The sequence below is a fragment of the Burkholderia sp. Z1 genome (assembly GCF_014893795.1).
GTDB classification, from domain to species: domain Bacteria; phylum Pseudomonadota; class Gammaproteobacteria; order Burkholderiales; family Burkholderiaceae; genus Burkholderia; species Burkholderia theae.
In genome coordinates this window covers 3,624,564-3,647,506 of the sequence record NZ_JACFYL010000001.1, presented here as the reverse complement: position 1 = coordinate 3,647,506, position 22,943 = coordinate 3,624,564, and the positions used below count along the sequence as shown (strand labels likewise).

The 22,943-nt window shown below is 68.1% G+C and carries 22 protein-coding genes and 1 tRNA gene; 16 read left to right on the top strand and 7 right to left on the bottom strand.

Annotated features, from left to right (window positions below; translation table 11 throughout):
* Positions 1 to 31: 31 nt before the first annotated feature.
* Both dprA and H3H55_RS37320 read right to left on the bottom strand, forming a co-directional pair.
* On the bottom strand, positions 32 to 1,363 hold the full coding sequence (gene dprA, locus H3H55_RS16905) for a DNA-processing protein DprA (protein WP_226800060.1): 1,332 nt from the start codon (positions 1,361 to 1,363) through the stop codon (positions 32 to 34).
* A 13-nt stretch (positions 1,364 to 1,376) separates the two neighbouring features.
* Complete coding sequence (locus H3H55_RS37320; protein WP_226800059.1) at positions 1,377 to 1,550, bottom strand: hypothetical protein; 174 nt, start codon at positions 1,548 to 1,550, stop codon at positions 1,377 to 1,379.
* On the opposite strand from H3H55_RS37320, the gene def reads away from it, so the two are divergent.
* From def to H3H55_RS16835, 14 genes are all read left to right on the top strand, one after another.
* On the top strand, positions 1,549 to 2,052 hold the full coding sequence (gene def, locus H3H55_RS16900) for a peptide deformylase (protein ID WP_048244704.1): 504 nt from the start codon (positions 1,549 to 1,551) through the stop codon (positions 2,050 to 2,052). The two genes, H3H55_RS37320 and def, sit on opposite strands and share 2 nt — an antisense overlap.
* A 34-nt stretch (positions 2,053 to 2,086) precedes the next feature.
* Positions 2,087 to 3,070: a methionyl-tRNA formyltransferase gene (fmt, locus tag H3H55_RS16895; protein ID WP_193099402.1), complete on the top strand. Its 984-nt coding sequence runs from the start codon at positions 2,087 to 2,089 to the stop codon at positions 3,068 to 3,070.
* A gap of 110 nt (positions 3,071 to 3,180) precedes the next feature.
* On the top strand, positions 3,181 to 3,819 hold the full coding sequence (locus H3H55_RS16890; RefSeq protein ID WP_193099401.1) for a LysE family translocator: 639 nt from the start codon (positions 3,181 to 3,183) through the stop codon (positions 3,817 to 3,819).
* 100 nt (positions 3,820 to 3,919) lie between these two features.
* Positions 3,920 to 4,777, top strand: coding sequence for a zinc metalloprotease HtpX (htpX, locus tag H3H55_RS16885; protein ID WP_129513258.1), 858 nt, complete (start codon positions 3,920 to 3,922; stop codon positions 4,775 to 4,777).
* 220 nt (positions 4,778 to 4,997) lie between these two features.
* Positions 4,998 to 6,389, top strand: coding sequence for a 16S rRNA (cytosine(967)-C(5))-methyltransferase RsmB (gene rsmB / locus H3H55_RS16880; protein ID WP_193099400.1), 1,392 nt, complete (start codon positions 4,998 to 5,000; stop codon positions 6,387 to 6,389).
* Positions 6,386 to 6,976 carry a DUF4390 domain-containing protein gene (locus H3H55_RS16875; RefSeq protein WP_048244696.1) on the top strand — a complete coding sequence of 197 codons (591 nt, stop codon included), beginning with the start codon at positions 6,386 to 6,388 and terminating at the stop codon, positions 6,974 to 6,976. The genes rsmB and H3H55_RS16875 overlap by 4 nt, the downstream gene beginning before the upstream one ends.
* A complete protein-coding gene (gene esaS / locus H3H55_RS16870; RefSeq protein ID WP_129513256.1) occupies positions 6,966 to 9,383 on the top strand; it encodes a sensor histidine kinase EsaS in 2,418 nt (805 codons plus the stop codon). Before H3H55_RS16875 ends, esaS begins: the two co-directional genes overlap by 11 nt.
* Positions 9,384 to 10,085, top strand: a complete 702-nt coding sequence (gene esaR / locus H3H55_RS16865; protein ID WP_048244693.1) for a response regulator transcription factor EsaR — start codon at positions 9,384 to 9,386, stop codon at positions 10,083 to 10,085.
* Positions 10,086 to 10,146: 61 nt separating this feature from the next.
* A tRNA-Phe gene (locus H3H55_RS16860) sits at positions 10,147 to 10,222 on the top strand.
* 351 nt (positions 10,223 to 10,573) lie between these two features.
* Positions 10,574 to 11,308 (top strand): 7-cyano-7-deazaguanine synthase QueC, encoded by a 735-nt coding sequence (queC, locus tag H3H55_RS16855; protein ID WP_193099399.1) that lies wholly within the window; start codon positions 10,574 to 10,576, stop codon positions 11,306 to 11,308.
* 75 nt (positions 11,309 to 11,383) lie between these two features.
* Entirely contained in the window at positions 11,384 to 12,016 is a 633-nt protein-coding gene (gene queE, locus H3H55_RS16850; protein WP_048244690.1) for a 7-carboxy-7-deazaguanine synthase, read from the top strand.
* An 18-nt stretch (positions 12,017 to 12,034) separates the two neighbouring features.
* On the top strand, positions 12,035 to 12,487 hold the full coding sequence (gene queD, locus H3H55_RS16845) for a 6-carboxytetrahydropterin synthase QueD (RefSeq protein ID WP_006477472.1): 453 nt from the start codon (positions 12,035 to 12,037) through the stop codon (positions 12,485 to 12,487).
* Between the two features lie 303 nt (positions 12,488 to 12,790).
* Positions 12,791 to 13,576, top strand: coding sequence for an HpcH/HpaI aldolase family protein (locus H3H55_RS16840; RefSeq protein ID WP_193099398.1), 786 nt, complete (start codon positions 12,791 to 12,793; stop codon positions 13,574 to 13,576).
* A complete protein-coding gene (locus H3H55_RS16835; RefSeq protein ID WP_193099397.1) occupies positions 13,573 to 14,334 on the top strand; it encodes a tetratricopeptide repeat protein in 762 nt (253 codons plus the stop codon). Before H3H55_RS16840 ends, H3H55_RS16835 begins: the two co-directional genes overlap by 4 nt.
* A gap of 89 nt (positions 14,335 to 14,423) precedes the next feature.
* Here H3H55_RS16835 and rodA read toward each other — a convergent pair whose 3' ends face one another.
* The 5 genes from rodA to H3H55_RS16810 all read right to left on the bottom strand — a co-directional run bounded on the left by rodA (position 14,424) and on the right by H3H55_RS16810 (position 20,711).
* Positions 14,424 to 15,572: a rod shape-determining protein RodA gene (gene rodA / locus H3H55_RS16830; RefSeq protein WP_069746727.1), complete on the bottom strand. Its 1,149-nt coding sequence runs from the start codon at positions 15,570 to 15,572 to the stop codon at positions 14,424 to 14,426.
* An 11-nt stretch (positions 15,573 to 15,583) separates the two neighbouring features.
* Entirely contained in the window at positions 15,584 to 17,869 is a 2,286-nt protein-coding gene (gene mrdA, locus H3H55_RS16825) for a penicillin-binding protein 2 (RefSeq protein WP_193099396.1), read from the bottom strand.
* A gap of 101 nt (positions 17,870 to 17,970) precedes the next feature.
* Complete coding sequence (gene mreD / locus H3H55_RS16820; RefSeq protein WP_009687274.1) at positions 17,971 to 18,483, bottom strand: rod shape-determining protein MreD; 513 nt, start codon at positions 18,481 to 18,483, stop codon at positions 17,971 to 17,973.
* Positions 18,480 to 19,541: a rod shape-determining protein MreC gene (mreC, locus tag H3H55_RS16815; protein WP_193099395.1), complete on the bottom strand. Its 1,062-nt coding sequence runs from the start codon at positions 19,539 to 19,541 to the stop codon at positions 18,480 to 18,482. Before mreC ends, mreD begins: the two co-directional genes overlap by 4 nt.
* A gap of 126 nt (positions 19,542 to 19,667) precedes the next feature.
* Positions 19,668 to 20,711 (bottom strand): rod shape-determining protein, encoded by a 1,044-nt coding sequence (locus H3H55_RS16810; RefSeq protein WP_004189550.1) that lies wholly within the window; start codon positions 20,709 to 20,711, stop codon positions 19,668 to 19,670.
* Positions 20,712 to 21,081: 370 nt separating this feature from the next.
* Here H3H55_RS16810 and gatC point away from each other — a divergent pair, with 370 nt between their 5' ends.
* Positions 21,082 to 21,381 carry an Asp-tRNA(Asn)/Glu-tRNA(Gln) amidotransferase subunit GatC gene (gene gatC / locus H3H55_RS16805; RefSeq protein WP_006477478.1) on the top strand — a complete coding sequence of 100 codons (300 nt, stop codon included), beginning with the start codon at positions 21,082 to 21,084 and terminating at the stop codon, positions 21,379 to 21,381.
* A gap of 69 nt (positions 21,382 to 21,450) precedes the next feature.
* The gene (gene gatA / locus H3H55_RS16800) at positions 21,451 to 22,941 is read left to right on the top strand and encodes an Asp-tRNA(Asn)/Glu-tRNA(Gln) amidotransferase subunit GatA (protein ID WP_129513249.1); all 1,491 of its coding nucleotides are present in this window, start codon (positions 21,451 to 21,453) and stop codon (positions 22,939 to 22,941) included.
* The last annotated feature ends 2 nt before the right edge of the window (positions 22,942 to 22,943 follow it).

Below are 22,943 nucleotides of genomic sequence, written 5' to 3'. Positions count from 1 at the left end.
CTTGGGTATGTCGTCGGCGGCGTGGCCGCCCTTATGCCGGGAAATGTAGCATGCCGTGCGCGGGCGGGGTGGGCGCCGCGTCAAGCCGCGCGAAGCGTCCGCCGGGGAGGCTTGCGACGCGGCCGGCCAGTTCGAGCGCGAGCAGCGCGCGGTGCAGCACGTCGTCGGACAGGCCGCTGTGCTCGGCGAGCCATTCGAAGGTGACGGGGCCGTATCCCAATGCGGCGAGCACGGCCTGTTCGGACGGGTTGCCGGGCGGTGGAGGCGGTGGCGCTTCGATTCGGGCCGGCGCGGCGGCGGGAACGGCGGGATCGGCTCTCCCGATGCCGGCAACGGCGCCGCGGCCGGCGGCTTCGGTTTTCTGGAGGCCGCCGGCGTTCGCGCCCGGATTTTCAGAACACGATGCAACGCCCGCCGTCGGTTCGCCCAACCCGTATTCCTCGAGAACGTCGAGCGGCGCCGCCGTGAGTTTCGCGCCGTCGCGGATCAGCGCGTGGCAGCCCTGCGCGAGCGGCGCGTGGATCGAGCCCGGCATCGCGAACACATCGCGCCCCAGTTCGTTCGCGAGCCGCGCGGTGATCAGCGAGCCGGAGCGCGGCGCGGCCTCGACGACGAGCACACCGACAGCGAGCGCGGCGATCAGCCGGTTGCGCTGCGGGAAATGCGCGGCGCGGGCCGGCGTGCCGAGCGGCCATTCCGACACGATCGCGCCGTGCGCGGCGATCTCGTGGGCAAGCGCGCGGTGCCGCGCCGGATAGACGAGATCGGCGCCCGTCGCGATCACCGCGACGGTGCCCGACCGGCCGTCGAGCCCGCCCCGATGCGCGGCGCCGTCGATCCCGAGCGCGAGGCCCGAGACGATCGAAAGCCCCGCGTCGGACAATTCGCATGCGAAGCGCGTCGCGTCGGCGAGCCCCTGCGGCGTTGCGTGACGGCTGCCGACCACGGCGAGGCCGCGCGCATTCAGCAGGTCGAGGCGGCCCTTTACATATAGCAGCGGCGGCGGATCGTGCAGGTCGCGCAGCCGCGGCGGGTAGGCCGGATCGCCGAGCGTGACGAGCGCATTGCCCGGCGCATCGAGCCACGCGAGTGCTGCGTCGGTGCGTGCGCCGAGATCGTCGCGCTCGCTCGTGCGCACGGCCTGGGCGGCGGCGGGGCTGCTCACGGCGGCGATAGCATGGTCGGACGCGCGCAGCAGCGCTGCCGGCGAGCCGAAGGCATCGAGCAGCGCCTGCAGCACGGCGGGCGAGAGGCCGGGCGCGTGCGCGAGCTGCAGCCACGCGCGCAGCGCGGAGGCGGTCAGCGCTTGCGGGGACATGAGGCTGTCCTCGAACGCGGCGGCCAGCGGACCGCGTGGCGCCATGATAAAATTTTCATCATCCGAAATACTCGACAGGGCCGCGCGCGCAGGCGCCCGGCCAATTGCAGGAGGCGAGATCCGCGGCATTGATACGCCACGCATCCGCCTCATCTTCATTGCATCCCGGCAGCGGCGCCAGCCGGCCGGATGGCTGATGCGGCACGCCGCTCCACCGAATACCGAACACCATGGCTTTGCTCAATATTCTTCATTACCCCGACAAGCGGCTGCACAAGGTCGCCAAGCCCGTCGACAAGGTCGACGACCGGATCCGCAAGCTCGTCGCCGACATGGCCGAAACCATGTACGCGGCGCCCGGCATCGGCCTCGCGGCCACGCAGGTCGACGTGCACGAGCGCGTGATCGTGATCGACGTTTCCGAGGAGAAGAACGAGCTGCGCGCGTTCATCAACCCCGAGATCGTGTGGTCGAGCGACGAGAAGCAGATCTATGAAGAGGGCTGCCTGTCGGTGCCGGGCATTTACGACGAAGTCGAGCGTCCCGACCACGTGCGCGTACGTGCGCTCAACGAGCAGGGCGAGGCCTTCGAGCTCGACTGCGAGGGCCTGCTCGCGGTGTGCGTCCAGCACGAGATGGATCACCTGATGGGGCGCGTGTTCGTCGAATACCTGTCGCCGCTCAAGCAGACGCGTATCAAGACGAAGATGAAGAAACTCGAACGCGCGATGTAATGCGCGTTCGCCCTGCCCGACCCCGAACGCTGTCATGACCCATACGTTGCGCGTGATTTTTGCCGGCACGCCGGAATTCGCCGCGGCTGCCCTTGCCGCGATCCACGAGGCCGGTTTTCCGGTGCCGCTCGTGCTCACCCAGCCCGACCGCCCTGCCGGGCGCGGGATGAAACTGCAGGCGAGCGCCGTCAAGCGCTACGCGGTCGAGCACGGGATGCCCGTCGCGCAGCCGCCATCGCTGCGCCGCGCGGGCAAGTACCCGGCGGAGGCGGCCGACGCGATCGAGCTGCTGCGCGCGACCCCGCATGACGTGATGGTGGTCGCCGCGTACGGCCTGCTGCTGCCGCAGGAGGTGCTCGACATTCCGCGCGACGGCTGCATCAACATCCATGCGTCGCTGTTGCCGCGCTGGCGCGGCGCCGCGCCGATCCACCGCGCGATCGAGGCCGGCGACGCCGAGACGGGCGTCACGCTGATGCAGATGGACGTCGGCCTCGACACCGGCGCGATGATCGAGGAGGCGCGGATCGCGATCGCGCCAGACGACACGACCGCGACGCTGCACGACCGCGTCGCCGCCGAAGGCGCGCGGCTGATCGTCGACGCGCTCGTGCAGCTCGAGCGCGACGGCACGCTGCCGGCGACACCGCAGCCGGCCGACGGCGTGACCTATGCGGAAAAGATCGGCAAGCATGAAGCGGCGCTCGACTGGCGCAAGCCGGCCGACGTGCTCGCGCGCCAGGTGCGTGCGTTCGATCCGTTCCCGGGCGGCGTCGCGACGCTCGACGGCGCGGCGATCAAGCTGTGGGCGGCCGAGCCTGTGGCGGCGCGCGGCGACGCGGCGCCCGGCACGATCGTCGAAGCCGCGCCGGAAGGCGTGATCGTCGCGTGCGGCAGCGGCGCGCTGCGCGTGACCCAGCTGCAGAAGCCGGGCGGCAAGCGGTTGCCCGCGCGCGAATTCCTGGCCGGCTCGCCGCTCGCCGCGGGCCAGCGTTTCGCGTTGCCTGACGGGGCCTGACCGTCATTCGACACGACCGGCCGGCCGCGCGCAATTGGCCGGACGGCCGAGTCGCGCGGTGCGGCAGGCGCGCGTAGAATTTCCCTGCGCTTTCCGGTTTCGAGGTTTTCATGTTCGGCATTGCCCATTTCGGCTTCTTCGTGCTCGCGGTTTTCCTGCTGAACGTCACGCCCGGCCCCGATACCGCCTACATCGTCGGCCGCAGCGTCGCGCAGGGCCGCGGCGCGGGGCTGATGTCGGCGTTCGGCATTTCGGCCGGCTGCTGCGTGCATGCGCTCGCGTGCGCATTCGGCCTGACCGCGCTGCTCGCGGCGTCGGCTGCCGCGTTCACGGTGATCAAGCTGGTCGGCGCCGCCTACCTGATCTACCTCGGCGTGCGCATGATCGTCACGAAGCAGGCCGCCGCGCAGTCGGTCGACGCCGCGCAGGCCGCGGCCGCGAAGCCGCTGCGCCAGCTGTTCATGCAGGGTTTCTGGACGAACGTGCTGAACCCGAAGGTCGTGCTGTTCTTCGTGTCGTTCTTCCCGCAGTTCGTGTCGGCCGACAGCCCGCACAAGGCATGGGCGTTCCTGACCCTCGGCGCGGTGTTCGTCGCGATGAGCACGGTCTGGACCAGTCTGGTCGCCTGGGTCGCGGGCAGCGTCACGCAGCGCTTTTCCGGCAAGCCGGGCGTCAAGAAGTGGCTCGATCGCACGGTTGGCAGCGCTTTCGTCGGTCTCGGCCTGCGTCTTGCAACATCGCAACGTTGAGATTGAATTTTTCCGGCAAGACCTTATCTAACAAATCGCTTACAATTTTCCGTCGCGCCCTTTGATGCGCGGCGGGTCCCCTGACGGATAAGGAGTGGGTATGTTCAATTGGGTCAAAACGGCGACGCTGATGGCCGCGATCACGGCCCTGTTCATCGTGATCGGCGGGATGATCGGCGGTTCGCGCGGCATGACGATCGCACTGCTGTTCGCGCTCGGCATGAATTTCTTCTCGTACTGGTTCTCCGACAAGATGGTGCTGCGCATGTACAACGCGCAGGAAGTCGACGAGAACACGGCGCCGCAGTTCTACCGGATGGTGCGCGAGCTGGCCACGCGCGCGAACCTGCCGATGCCGCGCGTCTACCTGATCAACGAGGATGCGCCGAACGCGTTTGCAACGGGCCGCAACCCCGAGCACGCGGCGGTCGCCGCGACGACGGGCATCCTGCGCGTGCTGTCGGAGCGCGAGATGCGCGGCGTGATGGCGCACGAGCTCGCGCACGTGAAGCACCGCGACATCCTGATCTCGACGATCACCGCGACGATGGCGGGCGCGATCTCGGCACTCGCGAACTTCGCGATGTTCTTCGGCGGGCGCGACGAGAACGGCCGGCCGGCCAACCCGATCGCGGGCATTGCGGTCGCGCTGCTCGCACCGATCGCCGGCGCGCTGATCCAGATGGCGATTTCGCGTGCACGCGAGTTCGAGGCCGATCGCGGCGGCGCGCAGATCTCCGGCGATCCGCAGTCGCTCGCGACCGCGCTCGACAAGATCCATCGCTTTGCGGCCGGCATCCCGTTCCAGGCGGCCGAGGCACACCCGGCCACCGCGCAGATGATGATCATGAACCCGCTGCACGGCGGCGGCCTGCAGAACCTGTTCTCGACGCACCCGGCCACCGAGGAGCGCATCGCGCGCCTGATGGAGATGGCGCGTACCGGCCGCTTCGACTAAGCCTCGGCGCGCCGCGTGGCCGTTGCCGCGCGGGGGCCGCCACGCCACCCCGCACGCTTCGCGCTGCGGGGTGTTTCATTTGCGCATGCGGTAAAGGGGCCAAAGGGACCGCATGGTCGCACGCTACAATGCGCGGTTTGGGATCGCGAGGCCACGAGGCCAGCGTGATCCCGCCGTTTGCCGCATTTGTTTGCCGCGCCCGTTTGCCGATTTCGCACCGATGACACGAACCCGTTCTTCCGCTCCGTCTTCTTCCGGCCGCCCGGCGCGCCTGTCCGCGCTGCATCTTGCGCCCGAATCGCTCGGCTTCGCACTCGACGCGGCCGCGCAGGCGGTCGATGCGGTGCGGCGCGGCACCGCGCTGCCGGCAGCGCTTTCGACGGTGTTCGCGCAGATGGTGCCCGGTGCGCAGTCGCTCGCGCGCGGCGCGACGCAGGACGTCGCGTACCGGACGATGCGTCGGCTCGGCAGCGCGGACTGGCTGATCGGCCGGCTCGTCAGCAAGGCGCCTCCCGCGCACGTGCAAGCGGTGCTTGCCGGCGCGCTCGCATTGCTGCTCGACCCGGTGGACGACGCCGCGTACTCGCCATTCACGGTGGTCGATCAGGCCGTGACCGTGATCGGCGCGCGCCGCGAATTCGCGTTCGCGAAGGGGATGGTCAACGCGGTGCTGCGCCGTTTCCTGCGCGAGCGCGACGCACTCGTCGCGGCGATGCAGGACGATGCCGTCGCGCGCTGGAATTACCGCGCATGGTGGGTCGACGCGGTGAAGCGCGCATGGCCCGACGCATGGCAGGCGATCCTCGCGGCCGGCGAGCGCCAGGGGCCGCTGACGCTGCGCGTGAACGCACGTCGCGCGAGCGTCGACGCATATCTCGACACGCTGCACACGAGCGGAATCGAAGCGACCGCGATCGGCCGGCATGCGGTGCGGCTTGCGTCGGCGCTGCCGGTCGATCGCATTCCAGGGTTTGCCGACGGTGTCGTGTCGGTGCAGGACGCCGGCGCACAGCTCGCGGCCGAATGGCTCGGCGCGCGCGACGGCATGCGCGTGCTCGACGCGTGTGCGGCGCCCGGCGGCAAGACCGGCCATATTCTCGAGCTGGCCGCCGCGGAAGTCGTTGCGCTCGAAAGCGACGCGACGCGTGCGGCGCGTATCGGCGAGAACCTCGTGCGCCTGTCGCTCGAAGCGGACGTGCGCGTCGGCGATGCGGGTGCACCCGACGCGTGGTACGACGGGCGCCCGTTCGACCGCATCCTGGCCGACGTGCCGTGCTCGGCCTCCGGTATCGTGCGGCGGCACCCCGACATTCGATGGCTGCGCCGCGAGGCCGATATCCCGGCGCTCGTCACGGAACAGCGCCGCATCCTGTCGGCGCTGTGGCCGCTCGTGAAGCCGGGCGGCGAACTGCTTTACGTGACCTGTTCGATCTTCCCCGAGGAAGGCGAGTTGCAGGCCCGCTGGTTTGAAGCGGCCTGTGAAGATGCGGTACGATTGGACGCCCCCGGCCAGCTGCTGCCGGGCGGAGTGCAGGGAGGGGCGGCCGCCGGCGGACTCGACCAGAACACCGATCACGACGGATTTTTCTACGCGCGGTTTCAGAAACGGTGACGATCAAACACCTTTTTCCACTTCGGCTTGCGGCCGTCCTGATGGTCGCGTTGGCGCTGTGCCTGGCCGTCGTCCGGCCGGCGCATGCCCAGTCGATCGCCGTGCAGCGCGCGTCGCTCCAGGCCGACGGAAGCGGCTGGAGCCTCGACGCCCGCTTCGATTTCGAGCTGAATCCGAACCTCGAGGATGCCGTCAACAAGGGCATCCCGCTTTATTTCACGACCGACTTCGAGCTGAGCCGCGCGCGCTGGTACTGGTTCGACGAGCAGCCGGTGTCGGTGACGCAGACCATGCGCCTGTCGTTCCAGCCGCTCACGCGCGAGTACCGCGTGTCGACGGGCGGCTTGCAGCTCGGCTTCCCGTCGCTGAAGGATGCGCTCGCGGTCGTCAGGCACATCACGTCGTGGCACGTGATCGACCGCAACCAGGTGCGCTTGGGGGAAACCTACAACGCATCGGTGCGGATGCAGCTCGACACCGCGCTGATGCCGAAGCCGTTCCAGGTCGACGCCGTGAACAATCGCGACTGGACGCTCGGGTCGGACTGGAAGCGCTTCAACTTCACGGTGACCGAACGTGCTAAATAAAGTGCGCCGCGCGGCCAGCGGGAAGAGCCTCCTCGTTCGCGTGATCGTCTCGACCGTCGCGCTCACCGCGCTGCTGCTGCTCGTGCTGCTCGCGGCCGCGAGCGCGAACACCGAATTCTTCGATCGCTACTACTCGTGGCTGTACGCGACCAACATCGTCGTCGCGCTCGTGTTCCTGCTCGTGGTGCTCGGGCTGATCGGGATGATCGTCGTGCGCCTGAGGAAGGGCAAGTTCGGCACGCGGCTGCTGGCGAAGCTCGCGGTGTTCTTCGCGCTCGTCGGCGTCGTGCCGGGCGGGATCATCTACATCGTGTCGTACCAGTTCGTGTCGCGCAGTATCGAGTCGTGGTTCGACGTGAACGTCGAGACGGCGCTGACGGCCGGCCTGAACCTTGGCCGCGGGATGCTCGATGCGTCGCTGTCCGACCTGCAGACCAAGGCGCGGCTGATGTCCGACCAGCTCGCGAGCGTCGATGCGAACACGAACGGCACGACGCTCACGCTGCTGCGGCTGCGCGATCAGTTCGGCGTGCAGGACGCGACGATCGTCGAGCCGACCCGCGCCGGCTCGGGCGCGGCGCCCGACCTGCATATCGTCGCGCAGGCATCGGGCAATTTCGCGGCGCTGATTCCGGACGACCTGCCGACGTCGCTGATGCTGAGCCAGGCGCGCGAACACGGCGCGTACGCGGCGATCGAGGGCGAAGTCGACGGCGATCCGCGTGCGCACGGCGCGAAGGGCGCGCTGCGGCTGCGCGTCGTGCGGCCGATTCCCGATGCGTCGACGTCGCTGCTGCAGCCGGCCGAACGCTTCCTGCAGCTCACGCAGCCGGTGCCGCCGACGCTCGCGCACAACGCCGACGCCGTGCAGCGCGCGTACCGCGAGTACCAGGAAAAGTCGCTCGGCCGCACGGGCCTGCGCAAGATGTACATCGGCACGCTGACGCTCGCGCTGTTCCTCGCGACCTTCATCGCGATGATGCTCGCGCTCGCGCTCGGCCAGCAGCTCGCACGGCCGCTGTTCCTGCTCGCGCAGGGCACGAAGGAGATCACGGAAGGCGACTACACGCCGAAGCGCGAGATCAAGACGCGCGACGAGCTCGGCTTTCTCACGCAGTCGTTCAACGCGATGACGCGCCAGTTGTCCGAGGCGCGGCTCGCGGTCGAGAAGAACCGCGTCGCGCTCGAGCATTCGAAGACGTATCTCGAAAGCATCCTCGCGAACCTGACGGCCGGCGTGTTCGTGCTCGACCGCCAGTTCCGGCTGACGACGGCCAACCGTGGCGCCGAGCGGATCTTCCGGCAGCCGTTCAACGCGCTGATCGGCACGACGCTCGACCGGATCGGCGTTGCCGCGGGATTCGGCGCGATGGTGCGCAAGGCCTTCGCCGATCGCGAGGCGGCGTCCGACGGCGGCAGCGGCGATCGCGGCCACTGGCAGCAGCAGTTCGCGATCGAGATGCCGGGCGAAACCGAACCGCTGACGCTGCTCGTGCGCGGCGCGCGCCTCGTGTCGACGGTCGAGGGGCAGGCCGACGATCCGCAGACGTCCGGTTACGTCGTCGTGTTCGACGACATCTCCGACGTGATTTCCGCGCAGCGTTCGGTCGCGTGGGGCGAGGTCGCGCGCCGGCTCGCGCACGAGATCAAGAATCCGCTGACGCCGATCCAGCTGTCGGCCGAGCGGCTGCAGATGAAGCTGTCCGACAAGCTCGCGCCGTCCGATGCGGATGTGCTCAAGCGCGGCGCGACGATGATCGTCAACCAGGTGGCCGCGATGAAGCGGATGGTCGACGATTTCCGCGAATACGCGCGCACGCCGCCGGCGGTGCTCGCGAACCTGCAGTTGAACGAACTGGCGAGCGAGGTGCTCGGGCTGTACGGTGTCGGTGATGAAGGCAAGAGCCCGATCGTCGCCGAGCTCGCGCCGTCGCTGCCGGTGATTCGTGGCGACGCGACGCAACTGCGCCAGGTGATTCACAACCTGCTGCAGAATGCGCAGGATTCGGTCGCGGAAGCAGCGCATCCGCGTGTGTTGATCGAAACCAAGACAGTAGAATATGGCGATCCCGACGCCGAGGGCAAAACGCGCGTCGCGGTACGTCTTACCGTGTCCGACAACGGGCCCGGTTTTCCGGCGCGCATCCTGACCCGCGCGTTCGAGCCTTACGTGACGACGAAGGCGAAGGGCACGGGGCTCGGGTTGGCCACGGTCAAGAAAATCGTCGATGAGCACGGTGCGCGGATCGATCTGCGCAATCGCATGCACGGCGAGACCGTCGAGGGTGCGCAGGTGTCGATCCTGTTCCTGCAGATGGCGAGTGATGCGCCAGGCGCCGAAGCGGGCGCGCAGGGCGGGGCGACGCCCGCTAAGACAAAAGCAAGTGTGCAGACAAAGGCAGCGTAAATGGCAACCATCCTGGTGGTAGATGATGAAATGGGCATCCGGGAATTGCTCTCGGAGATCCTCAGCGATGAAGGACATGTCGTCGAGGCGGCGGAGAACGCGCAGGCCGCGCGGGAATACCGGCTGAATCAGGCGCCCGATCTCGTGCTGCTCGATATCTGGATGCCCGATACCGACGGCGTGACGTTGCTCAAGGAATGGGCGGCGCAGGGGCTGCTGACGATGCCCGTGATCATGATGTCCGGGCATGCGACGATCGATACGGCCGTCGAGGCGACGAAGATCGGCGCACTCGATTTTCTCGAGAAGCCGATCGCACTGCAGAAGCTGCTGAAGTCCGTCGAGCACGGTCTCGCACGCGGCGCGGCGCCCGTGTCCGCCAACGCGGCGGCGAAGGCCGGTGCCGGGCAGGCGGCGGGGCCCGCGGCGGTTGCGTCCGCGGCGGCGCTGCCGACGCTCGGCGACGACATGGCGGCGGCACTCGGCCTCGCGGGCCAGACGGCCGCGATCCCGTTCGACATCCCGTTGCGCGAAGCGCGCGATGCGTTCGAGCGCGCGTACTTCGAATATCACCTCGCGCGCGAGAACGGCAGCATGACGCGCGTCGCGGAGAAGACGGGCCTCGAGCGCACGCACCTGTATCGCAAGCTCAAGCAACTCGGCGTCGAGCTCGGCAAGAAGCCGTCCGAAGGCGCGATATAAAATTTTTTGCGAAAAACGCTTGAGCAGGTGGAGAAAGCTCGATATACTTTCATTCTTCGTTGGCCCGGTAGCTCAGTTGGTAGAGCAGCGGATTGAAAATCCGCGTGTCGATGGTTCGATTCCGTCCCAGGCCACCAGCAGTTCCAACCCCAAGAATCGGAAGGTTCTTGGGGTTTTTCGTTTGTGGTGGGTATTGCGTGCCATCGGCGGCGCACCCGGCAGCATTCGCGGGGGCATGATAAAATCCGTGCCCGCTCAATGACTTAGCGCATCGCTTCATGCGCACGGCAGGCCGCCAGCCACGCGCCGCCGTGACGCGCGGCAACGATGCCGCGCGATGGGCGGTATAAGCGCTCCGCCGCGTTCGCGGCCGACCGCGCTGCCTATACTGGTCGAGCCGGCGCAGGCCGGCACGCGTCGGGCCGCCCGGCGGCAGCCGGCCCCGGGGCGCAGCGCGACGCGAGCCTACACATTCACGGAGTATCACGGTGATTCGGACAGACGCTAAAGACGGCGCGCTCGTGTTGTTTTCCGGCGGGCAGGACTCGGCCACGTGCGTGGCATGGGCACTCGAACGCTACCAGACGGTCGAGACCCTCGGTTTCGATTACGGCCAGCGTCATCGTGTCGAGCTCGAATGTCGCGAAGGCGTGCGCGAAGCGCTGAAGCGCAAGTTTCCCGCGTGGTCGGACCGGCTCGGCGACGATCACATGATCGACCTGTCGGTGCTCGGCGCGATCAGCGATACCGCGATGACGCGCACGATCGAGATCGAGACGACGGCGAACGGCTTGCCGAACACGTTCGTGCCGGGCCGCAACCTGATGTTCATGACGATCGCCGCGGCGATCGCCTATCGCCGCGGGCTGCGCGTGCTGGTCGGCGGGATGTGCGAGACCGACTTTTCGGGCTACCCCGACTGTCGCGACGACACGATGAAGGCGCTGCAGGTTGCGCTGAACCTCGGGATGGACACGCGCATCGTGCTCGAGACGCCGCTGATGTGGCTCGACAAGGCGCAAACCTGGCAGCTCGCCGAACAGCTCGGCGGCGAAGCGCTCGTCGAACTGATCCGCGTCGAGACGCACACGTGCTACGTGGGCGAGCGCGCGGAACTGCACGACTGGGGCTTCGGCTGCGGCGAATGCCCGGCCTGCAAGCTGCGCAAGCGCGGCTACGAGGCCTACCTGAAGGGCGAGCGGGTGACCGAAGCGCCGCTGTGACGCGAGTGCGCCGGCAGCGCTTGATGGACAACGGATTCTGATCGACAGCGAGCGGCGCGAGCCGGACGAAGGACGATGACTTACGCGGTCAAGGAAATTTTCTACACGTTGCAGGGCGAGGGCGCGAATGCGGGCCGGCCGGCCGTGTTCTGCCGGTTCGCCGGCTGCAACCTGTGGTCGGGCCGCGAAGAGGATCGTGCGGAGGCCGTGTGCCGCTTCTGCGATACGGACTTCGTCGGCACCGACGGCGAGAACGGCGGCAAGTTCAAGGACGCCGAAGCGCTCGTCGCGACGATCGCCGGCCTGTGGCCGGATGGCGAAGCGCACCGCTTCGTCGTCTGCACGGGCGGCGAGCCGATGCTGCAGCTCGACCAGCCGCTCGTCGACGCGCTGCACGCGGCGGGCTTCGAGATCGCGATCGAGACCAACGGCTCGCTGCCGGTGCTCGAATCGATCGACTGGATCTGCGTGAGCCCGAAGGCCGACGCGCCGCTCGTCGTCACGAAGGGCAACGAACTGAAGGTCGTGATCCCGCAGGACAACCAGCGGCTGGCCGACTACGCGAAGCTCGACTTCGAGTATTTCCTCGTCCAGCCGATGGACGGCCCGTCGCGCGACCTCAATACGAAGCTCGCGATCGACTGGTGCAAACGTCATCCGCAGTGGCGCCTGTCGATGCAGACCCACAAATATCTGAACATTCCCTGAGCCCCGGCTTTTGACATCGTGCTGATTACCCGAAAACTCGAATTCGACGCGGGCCACCGCATTCCCGATCACCGCAGCCAGTGCAGGAACCTGCACGGCCATCGCTACGTGCTCGAAATCACGCTGCGCGGCGATCTCGTCGATACCGAGGGGGCGCCCGACCGCGGCATGGTGATGGATTTCGCCGACGTGAAGGCGCTTGCGATGGAGCACCTCGTCAGCAAGTGGGACCACGCGTTCCTGGTCTATGCGCGCGACGACGTCGTGCGCTCGTTCCTCGAACAGATGGCCGACCACAAGACCGTCGTGATCGACCGGATCCCGACCGTCGAGAACCTCGCGGCGATCGCGTTCGACCTCCTCGCGAACGTGTACGACGCGCACTACGGCGTGAACCTGCGCCTCGAGCGCGTGCGCCTGTACGAAACGCCGAACTGCTGGGCCGACGTCGAGCGCCAGCCCGGCCGCTGATCCTGCCTTCCCGGCAGCCCCGCCAGCCGGCGCGGGCTGCCTGTCACCGCACGCCGCGGCCTGGTTCCGCGCCGGCGCTGCTTCCCCGTCCATTCCCACATTCCGCGTAACGCCGCGCTATGATCGTTGCGTGGCACCGAAAAAAACGCGCCCGCGCGCTGTCAGATCGGGCGCCCTCGGCCGACTGACGTTCAGGGCCCGGTGCGGCGCCGCCGTGCTTTGCTGCCTGGCGTGTTGCGCTCCGCTCCGCTTCGCCTGTTGCTTGTCCCGTTCGATTGCCGTTCCGTCCAGGAGGCCGTATCGATGAGCACGCTCACCAATTCCCTCAAACAACGCCTGCGCGACGGCGACGACCCGCTGTACGGCCTGTGGCTGTCGCTCGGCAGCGACTCGGCCGCGGAAGCGCTCGCGCACGCCGGCTACGACTGGCTCTGCATCGACATGGAGCACGCGCCGAACGACAGCCGCGATGTTGCGTCGCAACTGCGTGCGATCGCTGCCGCGCACCTGCCGAGCGAGCCCGTCGTGCGCGTGCCGGCGCGCGAGCCGTGGCTCGTGAAGCGCGCGCTCGACGCCGGCGCGCGCACGCTGATGTTTCCGTGCATCGAGACGCCCGACGATGCCGCGCACGCGGTGCGGCTCACGCGCTTTCCATCGCCTGAATCGCCGGACGGGCTGCGCGGTGTCGCGGGCATGGTGCGCGCGGCGGCGTTCGGCATGCGCCGCGATTACCTGCAGTCGGCCAACGCGCAGGTCGCGGTGATCGTGCAGATCGAATCGGCGCGCGGCGTCGACGAAGTCGAGCGGATCGCGGCCCTGCCCGGCGTCGACTGCCTGTTCATCGGCCCGGCCGATCTGGCGGCGAGCCTCGGGCATCTCGGCGACATCCGCCACCCGGACGTCGAAACCGCGATGGCGCGCGTGCTCGCGGCCGGCAAGCAGGCCGGCGTCGCGGTCGGCATCTTCGCGGGCGATACGGCGGGCGCGCGCCAGTACCGCGAGGCCGGCTACCGGATGATCACGCTGTCGGCCGACGTGAGCTGGCTGTTGCGCGCGACGCGGCAGGCGCTGCAGGAGGTACGGTCATGAACGGTGGCGAGGGTGCCTGCGGCGCGCGTGCGCAGGGTGCAAACCGGGTGCGTGGGCGGATCGGCGCGATGCTCGGCCTGTGGGCCGTGTGCATCGCGGCCGCCGCGCAGGGCGCGCCGCAAGCGAAGCCCGATCCGTCGCGCGAGACGCAATCGGCGGTCGCCGACTACAACGCCGGCGACTATCGCGCGGCGCTGGTGCAGTTCCACGACGCGGCCGAGCGCGGCGACCGTCTCGCACAATTCAACTACGCGATGATGCTGCTGACAGGCGAAGGCGTGACGGCGAACGTCGACGAAGGGCTGCGCTGGCTGAAGCGCGCGGCCGACGCGAACATGTCGCATGCGCAGTACGTGTACGGCCGGATGTTCGACGACGGCGAGTTCGTCGCGCGCAATCCGGCCGAAGCGCATCGCTGGTTCCTGCGGGCGGCGAAGCAGGGGCACGTGCAGGCCGAGCTGTCGCTCGCGAACCAGTTCCTCGACGGGCGCGGCACGCCGCGCGACAACCGGCAGGCGTTCGCGTGGTACAAGCAGGCCGCCGACGCGGGCGAGCCGACCGCGCAGTACGTGACCGCGTCGTTCTACGAGCGCGGCGGCGACGGTGTCGCGCAGAACCTGAACATCGCGCGTGCGTACTACGCGGCGGCGGCCGCGCAGGGCGACGAGACGGCCGGGCTGAAATTCAAGGAGTTGAGCGCGCGGCTGAAGGGGCAGGCGCCGGCGCCGGCATCGGGCGGCGGCGAGGCACCGCAGTGAGCGGGTGCGGCGTCGCATCGCCGCATTCGAAACACACAAAAAAACGGCGCCGGAGCGCCGTTTTTCTTTGCCGCGGCCGTACCGCGCGGTCAGCTCTTCATCAGCCGCCGCTGCCGCCCGACACTCATGATCATCCCGATCGCGATGCCGAGCGTCGTGAGCGCGGTGCCGCCGTAACTCATGAACGGCAGCGGCACGCCGACGACCGGCAGCACACCGCTCACCATCCCGATATTGACGAACGCATAGACGAAGAACGCGAGCGTGAGCGAGCCCGCGAGCAGGCGCCCGAACAGCGTCGCGCCCTGCGCGGCGATATAGAGCCCGCGCGCGATCAGCGCCATGTACAGCGTCAGCAGCACGAGCCCGCCCGCGAGCCCCCATTCCTCGGAGAACACCGCGAAGATGAAGTCGGTGTGCTTCTCCGGAATGAATTCGAGGTGCGCCTGCGTGCCTTTCAGGTAGCCCTTGCCGAGCACGCCGCCCGAGCCGATCGCGATCACGGCCTGGATCGTGTGGAAGCCCTTGCCGAGCGGGTCCGAGGTCGGGTCGAGCAGCGTGCACACGCGGTGCTTCTGGTAGTCGTGCATCAGCGGCCACTGCACTTCGGGCTGGCAGATGCGCTGCTCGAACACGGCGATCGAGCCGACCGCGATCACGCCCGCGACGAGCACCGGCACGATCAGCTTGAACGACAGGCCCGCGAGGTAGATCACGAAGAAGCCGGCCGCGAACACGAGCAGGCCCGTGCCGAGGTCGGGCTGCTTCGCGATCAGCCCGACCGGCACCAGCAGGATCCCGAACGCGGCGATGAAGTCGTACCAGCGCAGCCCGCCTTCGCGGCGCTGGTAGTACCACGCGAGCATCAGCGGTGTCGCGATCTTGAGGATCTCGGACGGCTGGATCACGACGCCGACATTCAGCCAGCGCTTCGCGCCCTTCTTGGTCATCCCGAACAGCGCGACCGCGACCAGCAGCGCGACCCCGAACGTATAGAGCGGGACCGCGAAGCGCATCAGCGTCGTCGGCGGGATATTGGCGATCACCCACATCAGCACGAACGTCAGCAGGATGTTGCGCAACTGGTCCTCGACGCGGCCCGGCATGTCGATCGCCGCGCTGTACAGCGTGACGATGCCGACACACAGCAGCAGGAACACGATGAGGGCGAGCGGGCGGTCGAAACCCGCGAACATCTGCTTGATCTTGTCGAGCCAGGCGCGCTTGTCGAATTGCATGCCTTTCTCCGTTAATGAGCGGTGCCGGCGTCCGCCGCTTTCGCGGGGGCCGTCGCACGGTGGTTGTCGTCCCGCGGCGTGGCGACGAGCGGTTGCGCGTCGCTGGCGGGCCGGCGCGGCCGGTGCGGGCGCCGGATCGGCGGCAGGCTCGCGGCCATCGGCGCCGCGGCGCTCGCTTCGGCCGGCCGCGTCGCGCTGACGCCCGCCGCCCCCGATGCATCGGGCGCCGACGCGGCCGATGCCGCATCCGCCGCGCTGGCCGCGGTCGGCACGACGGGCTGCGGCAGCGCCTTGAAGCCGGTCGCGACGGCGGCGGGCTTGTTCGCGTCGCCGATCACCGGCGCGTTGACGGGTTCGGTCGCCGACGCCGCGGCAGCCACGGCCGCGGCCTCGTTCTTCGGGTTCTGGCGCTCGACGAGGTAGAAGTCGAGCACGCGGCGCGCGATCGGGCCCGCGGCCTGCGCACCCCAGCCGCCGTTCTCGACGACCAGCGCGACGGCGATCTGCGGATGGTCGACCGGCGCGTACGCGATGAACAGTGCGTGGTCGCGCAGGTGCTCGGCGAGCAGGTGGCCCTTGTAGTTGGAGCCCTGCAGCGAGAACACCTGGGCGGTACCGGTCTTGCCGGCGGCAAGGTACGGCGCGCCGCGGAACACCTTGTACGCGGTGCCGGACGGGTTCTCGATCACGTTCTCCATCCCGCGCTTCACGACGTCGATGTCGGACTGCTTGAGCGGGATCACTTCGCTTTCCTTCGGCACGGTCAGGCGGCGCCCGCGCGAGATCGGATCCTCGATTTCCTTCACGAGGTGGGGCTTCATCACGACGCCGTTGTTCGCGAGCGTCGCGGTCGCGTGGGCGAGCTGCAGGATCGTGAACGAGTTGTAGCCCTGGCCGATCCCGAGGCTGATCGTCTCGCCGTCGAACCACTTCTGCTGCGCGGCCTTCTTGAACGCCTTCTTCTTCCAGTCGGTCGACGGCAGGATCCCGCGCGCTTCGCCCTGGATGTCGATCCCGGTGATCTGGCCGAAGCCGAACGGCTTCATGAAGTTCGCGATCGCGTTCACGCCGAGGTCGCGCGCGAGCATGTAGAAGTAGGTGTCGTTCGACACCATGATCGCCTTGTTCATGTCGACCCAGCCCTGGCCCGAGCGCACGTCGTTGCGGAACGTGTGGCCGCCGAACGTGAAGTAGCCGGGATCCTGGAAGCCCCAGCCCGGCGAGCGCTTGCCGAGCGTCAGGCCCGCGAGCGCCATGAACGGCTTGTACGTCGAGCCGGGCGGGTAGGTGCCGTGCAGCGGGCGGTTCAGCAGCGGCTTGTCGGTCGAGGTGTTCAGCTCGTCCCAGGTCTGCTGGTCGATGCCGTCGACGAACGAATTCGGGTCGAAGCTCGGCGACGACACGAACGCGAGCACGTCGCCCGTCTTCGGCTCGATCGCGACGAGCGCGCCGCGCTTGCCGGCGAACGCCTGCTCGGCGACCTGCTGCAGCCCGATGTCGAGCGATAGCACGAGGTTGTTGCCCGGTGTCGCCTGCGTGCGCGACAGCGTGCGCACGGGCCGGCCGCCGGCCGTCACCTCGACTTCCTCGAAGCCCGTCAGTCCGTGCAGCTCGGTTTCGTAGCTCTGCTCGACGCCGATCTTGCCGATGTAGTCGGTGCCCTTGTAGTTGTTCGCGTCGCGGCGCGGATCGTAGTTTTCCTGATCGCTGTCGTTGTCGTCGCTCATCGCGTCGATACGATCCTGGTCGCGCTTCGAGATCCGGCCGATGTAGCCGATCACGTGCGCGGCGGTCGTGCCGAGCGGATATTGGCGGAACAGCCGCGCGCGCACGTCGACGCCGGGGAAGCGGAAGCGCTGCGCGGTGAAGCGCGCGACTTCCGCGTCGGTGAGCCGCGTGCGGATCGGCAGGCTCTCGAAGTTCTTCGAGTCTTCCTGCAGCTTCTTGAAGCGGCGGCGGTCGCGTGCGTCGATCGGGACGATCTCGGACAGCTTGTCGATCGTGTTGTCGAGCGTGTCGTCGAGCTTCGACGGCGTGATTTCGAGCGTGTAGGCCGAGTAGTTCTTCGCGAGGATCACGCCGTTGCGGTCGGTGATGATCCCGCGGTTCGGCACGATCGGCGCGACCGAGATGCGGTTTTCCTCGGCCTGCAGCGCGTATTTGCCGTGCTGCATCAACTGCAGGTAGAAGAAGCGGCTCGCGAGCAGCCCGAAGCAGACGAACACGAACACGCCCGCCGCCGCGACGCGCAGGCGGAACTTCGAGAGCTGCTGTTGGGTGTCGTTGAATTCGGTCATGCGATTAACGTCTGTCCGGCCCGCGCGCGGGCGGGCGAGGTGCCGCCCCGGAGCGCGGTGCGCGGGCGTGGGGGCGGCGGGTATTCAAGGGGCGGTCCGGCTCAGATGGGGCGCGTATCGTCCGGATCGACCGGGCGGCGTTGCGGCATCAGCAGCAGGTGGCTCGCGATCGGCCACAGCGCGGCTTCGACGAAGCCGTCGACCAGATAGCGCCAGCCGGGGAACGCGGCGCCCATCACGAGACGGATCACGAACGGCACGAGTTGCGCGACGACGAGCAGCGGCGTGACATACAGCACCTGCACGCCGATCGGCATCCACAGCACGCGGCGGTGGATCGTGATCGCGCCGTACGACAGCAGCGTATAGGCGAGCGCATGCTCGCCGAGCAGCCCCGCGTCATGCACGTCCATCAGGATGCCGAGCGCGAACGCGACGCCCATCCCGACCTTGCGCGGCTGGTGGATGTTCCAGAACAGCAGCACGAGCGCGACGAAGTCGGGCACGCCGGGCAGGCGGCCCCACGGCATCAGGTTCAGCAGGAACGCGGCGGCGAGGCTGAAGACGATGAAGTACGGATTGACCGGCTGCAGGATGTATTGCGGGCGGTTCATCGCTGGGCTCCTGATTGCCCGGCTGCAGGCTTCACGGGTGCGGCGGCGGGCTTGGCCGGAGCGGCAGGCGCAGCCGGCGCGGGCTTCGCGCCGGGCTGGGCCGGCTTCGCGTTCGCGTCGGCCTTGTCGGCTTTCTCGCCCTTCGCGGCGGCCTTCGCGCCCTTCTTGCCGCCCTTCGCGTTCTTGTCGGCCGTCGAGTCGGGCTCGGCCGGGCGCGGCGGGATGTCGTTCTGGTAATGCAGCACCAGCATCTGGCGGGCGCCGCGCACGGCGGCGATCGGCGCGCAGGTCACGCGTGCGAACGCGGTATCGGCGAGCTTGTCGACGCGCGCGACCTTCGCGACCGGCAGGCCGGGCGGATAGACGCCGTCGAGGCCGCTCGTGACGAGCTCGTCGCCGACGACGAGATCCGCGCTCGTCGGCACGAAGCGCAGGTCGAGCGAATCGCCCTTCGGCGTGCCGTAGATCACGCTGCGCAGGCCGGTGCGCAGCACCTGCACGGGAATCGCGAGGTCGCGGTCTGTGATCAGCGTGACTTCGGCCTGCAGCGGGAACACGCGCGTGACCTGGCCGATCACGCCGTCCTCGCTGACGACCGGCGAGCCGCCCTGGATGCCCTGCTGCGAACCTTGCCCGATCACGATCTTCTGCGTGAACGGATCGCTCGTGTCGTACTGGATCTCGACCGGCGTCGATTGCGTGGCGATGTGCTGGCGCAGCTCGAGCACCGCGCGCAGATGTGCGTTTTCCTGCGAGAGCACCGCGGCCTGGTTGGCCTGCGTGGACAGTTGCAGGTTGCGCTTGCGGAGGTCGTCGTTCTCGTGGCGCAGCGACGCGCCGGTGACGGCGATGTCGGCCGCGCCCATGAACAGGTCGCGCGGCACGAGCGCCGCGCGCTGCAGCGGATAGAGCACGGTGCCAAGCACGCCGCGAAGGATTTCGAGCGTGCTGAAGCGCGCGTCCGACACGAGGAGCGCGATGGCGAGGGCGACGAAGAAGATGAGCCGCGCGAGCGCGGGCGGACCTTGCTTGAAGAGGGGCGGCGGACTGTATTCCATGGTCGGCGCCGGGCGCGTGGGATCGGTTAAATGATGCTCAGACGCGCAAACGGCGCGGCGGTTCGTTCTAAACGAGCGATCCGGCCACGCCGCAGGTGCGTCATATCAACGAAACTGCCTAGACGATCACTCGTACGAGAAGATGCTGCCCAGCTTGTCCATGCGCTCGAGCGCCATGCCCGAACCGCGTACGACGCAGGTCAGCGGATCTTCCGCGACGAGCACCGGCAGGCCGGTTTCTTCCGCGAGCAGGCGGTCGAGGTCGCGCAGCAGCGCGCCACCGCCCGTCAGCATCATCCCGCGTTCGGCGATGTCGGCGCCGAGTTCCGGCGGGGTTTGTTCGAGCGCGATCTTCACCGACGACACGATCTGGTTCAGCGGATCGGTCAGCGCTTCGAGGATTTCGTTGCTGGAGATCGTGAAGCTGCGCGGGATGCCTTCCGACAGGTTGCGGCCCTTCACTTCCATTTCCTTCACTTCGGAGCCCGGGAACGCGGAGCCGATTTCCTTCTTGATCGCCTCGGCGGTCTGTTCGCCGATCAGCATCCCGTAGTTGCGGCGGATGTAGTTGACGATCGCCTCGTCGAACTTGTCGCCGCCGACGCGCACCGAGCCCTTGTACACGATGCCGCCGAGCGAGATCACGCCGACTTCCGTCGTGCCGCCGCCGATGTCGACGACCATCGAGCCGGTGGCTTCCGACACCGGCAGGCCCGCGCCGATCGCGGCCGCCATCGGCTCCTCGATCAGGTAGACCTGCGATGCGCCGGCGCCGTGCGCGGCTTCCTTGATCGCGCGGCGCTCGACCTGGGTCGAGCCGCACGGCACGCAGATGATGATGCGCGGCGACGGCGAGAACATGCGCGACTCGTGCGCCGTCTTGATGAACTGCTTGATCATCTGCTCGGTGACGGTGAAGTCGGCGATCACGCCGTCCTTCATCGGGCGGATCGCCTCGATGTTGCCCGGCACCTTGCCGAGCATCTGCTTGGCTTCCTTGCCGACCGCCTGGATCGTCTTCTTGCCGTTGGGGCCGCCTTCCTGACGAATCGACACGACGGACGGCTCATCGAGAACGATGCCCTTTCCGCGCATGTAGATCAGGGTGTTTGCGGTGCCGAGGTCGATCGCGAGATCGTTGGAGAAGTAGCTGCGCAAAAAACCGAACATTCAGAATCCTGTTTCGCTCTGAGCCGGCCCTGCGTGGCGTGCAACGCTGAGGGCGGCAGCGGAAAAAATAACAGCCTCGGGAAGCGTGGCGGAAGCGACCGCCGCGGCGCACGAAGCTGCGAGTGATGTCTACCGGGGATCGCACGAAGCACGCACGGCTTGCCGAAGCGGGGCGAAACGGTGCGGGAAAAGGCTGCCGGGTTTGGGTCGAACGCGTAATGATACCTTATAATTTCACGGTATTTGAATCGAAACGGGCGGTATTTTTGCCGCTTCGGTCCCGATTTTTGAGGGTGGGATCGCACCCTCCAACCCCCCGCCGCGGCGCTGCTTTTGATGCGCCGCGCAGCCTTGTTTTTCCGGTGATCGCATGGCCCTGACCCTGACCGATGTGAAACGCATCGCGCACCTGGCGCGACTCGAAATGGCCGACGCCGACGCCGAGCACATGCTCGGCCAGCTCAATGAATTCTTTGGCCTCGTCGAGCAGATGCAGGCGGTCGACACCGCCGGCATCGCGCCGCTCGCCCACCCGATCGAACAGATCCAGGAAGTCGCGCAGCGCCTGCGCGACGACGCCGTGACGGAAGTTGTCAATCGCGACGACAACCAGCGTCCGGCGCCGGCCGTCCAGGACGGCCTCTATCTTGTGCCGAAGGTGATCGAGTAAGCGTTCGATGACAAGTGCGCCGGCCGGCTTGCGCCGCGCGCCACCCAGAATTCCCAGGAAAACCACTCAATGCACGCAAAAAGCCTGACCGAACTGCGCGCCGCGCTCGCTGCCAAGGAATGCTCGGCCGTCGAGCTCGCGCAGCACTACCTGAAACGGATCGACGCCGCGCGCGACCTGAACGCGTTCGTTCACGTCGATACCGATCTGACCCTCGCGCAGGCGAAAGCCGCCGACGCGGAACTCGCGCGCGGCGCGGGCGGCGCGCTCACCGGCCTGCCGATCGCGCACAAGGATGTCTTCGTCACGCGCGGCTGGCGCTCGACCGCCGGCTCGAAGATGCTCGCGAACTACGAGAGCCCGTTCGATGCGACCGTCGTCGCCCGCCTGCAGGCGGCCGGCATGGTCACGCTCGGCAAGACCAACATGGACGAGTTCGCGATGGGCTCGTCGAACGAGAATTCGGCGTTCGGCGCGGTGAAGAACCCGTGGGACACGAACGCGGTGCCGGGCGGCAGCTCGGGCGGCAGCTCGGCCGCCGTCGCCGCGCGCCTCGCGCCGGCCGCGACCGGTACCGACACCGGCGGCTCGATCCGCCAGCCCGCGTCGTTCGCGGGCGTGACGGGCATCAAGCCGACCTACGGCCGCGTGTCGCGTTACGGGATGATCGCGTTCGCGTCGTCGCTCGACCAGGGCGGCCCGATGGCGCAGAGCGCGTCCGACTGCGCGCTGCTGCTGAACGCGATGGCCGGCTTCGACGAGCGCGACTCGACGAGCCTCGAGCGCGACGACGAGGATTTCACGCGCCATCTCGGCCAGCCGTGGGCGGCCGGCAACGACGCGGGCAAGCCGCTCGCGGGCCTGCGCATCGGCTTGCCGAACGAGTATTTCGGCGACGGCCTTGCCGACGACGTGCGCGCGACGATCGACGCGGCATTGAAGCAGTATGAAGCGCTCGGCGCGACGCTCGTGCCCGTGTCGCTGCCGAAGACGGAACTGTCGATCCCCGTGTACTACGTGATCGCGCCGGCCGAGGCGTCGTCGAACCTGTCGCGTTTCGACGGCGTGCGCTTCGGCCATCGCGCCGCGCAGTACGGCGACCTGCTCGACATGTACAAGAAGTCGCGCGCGGAAGGCTTCGGCCCCGAGGTGAAGCGCCGGATTCTCGTCGGCGCGTACGTGCTGTCGCACGGCTACTACGACGCGTATTACCTGCAGGCGCAGAAGATCCGCCGCATCATCGCGCAGGATTTCCAGGAAGCGTTCAAGTCCTGCGACGTGATCATGGGCCCGGCATCGCCGACGGTCGCATGGGATCTCGGCGCGAAGGGCGACGATCCGGTGCAGATGTATCTCGCGGATATCTACACGCTGTCGGTGAGCCTCGCCGGCCTGCCCGGCATGAGCGTGCCGTGCGGCTTCGGCGCGGGCGCGAACGCGAAGCGCCCGGTCGGTCTGCAGATCATCGGCAACTATTTCAACGAAGCCCGGATGCTGCAGGTCGCCGACGCGTTCCAGCGCGCGACCGACTGGCACAAGCAAGTTCCGGCAGGGGTGTAAGC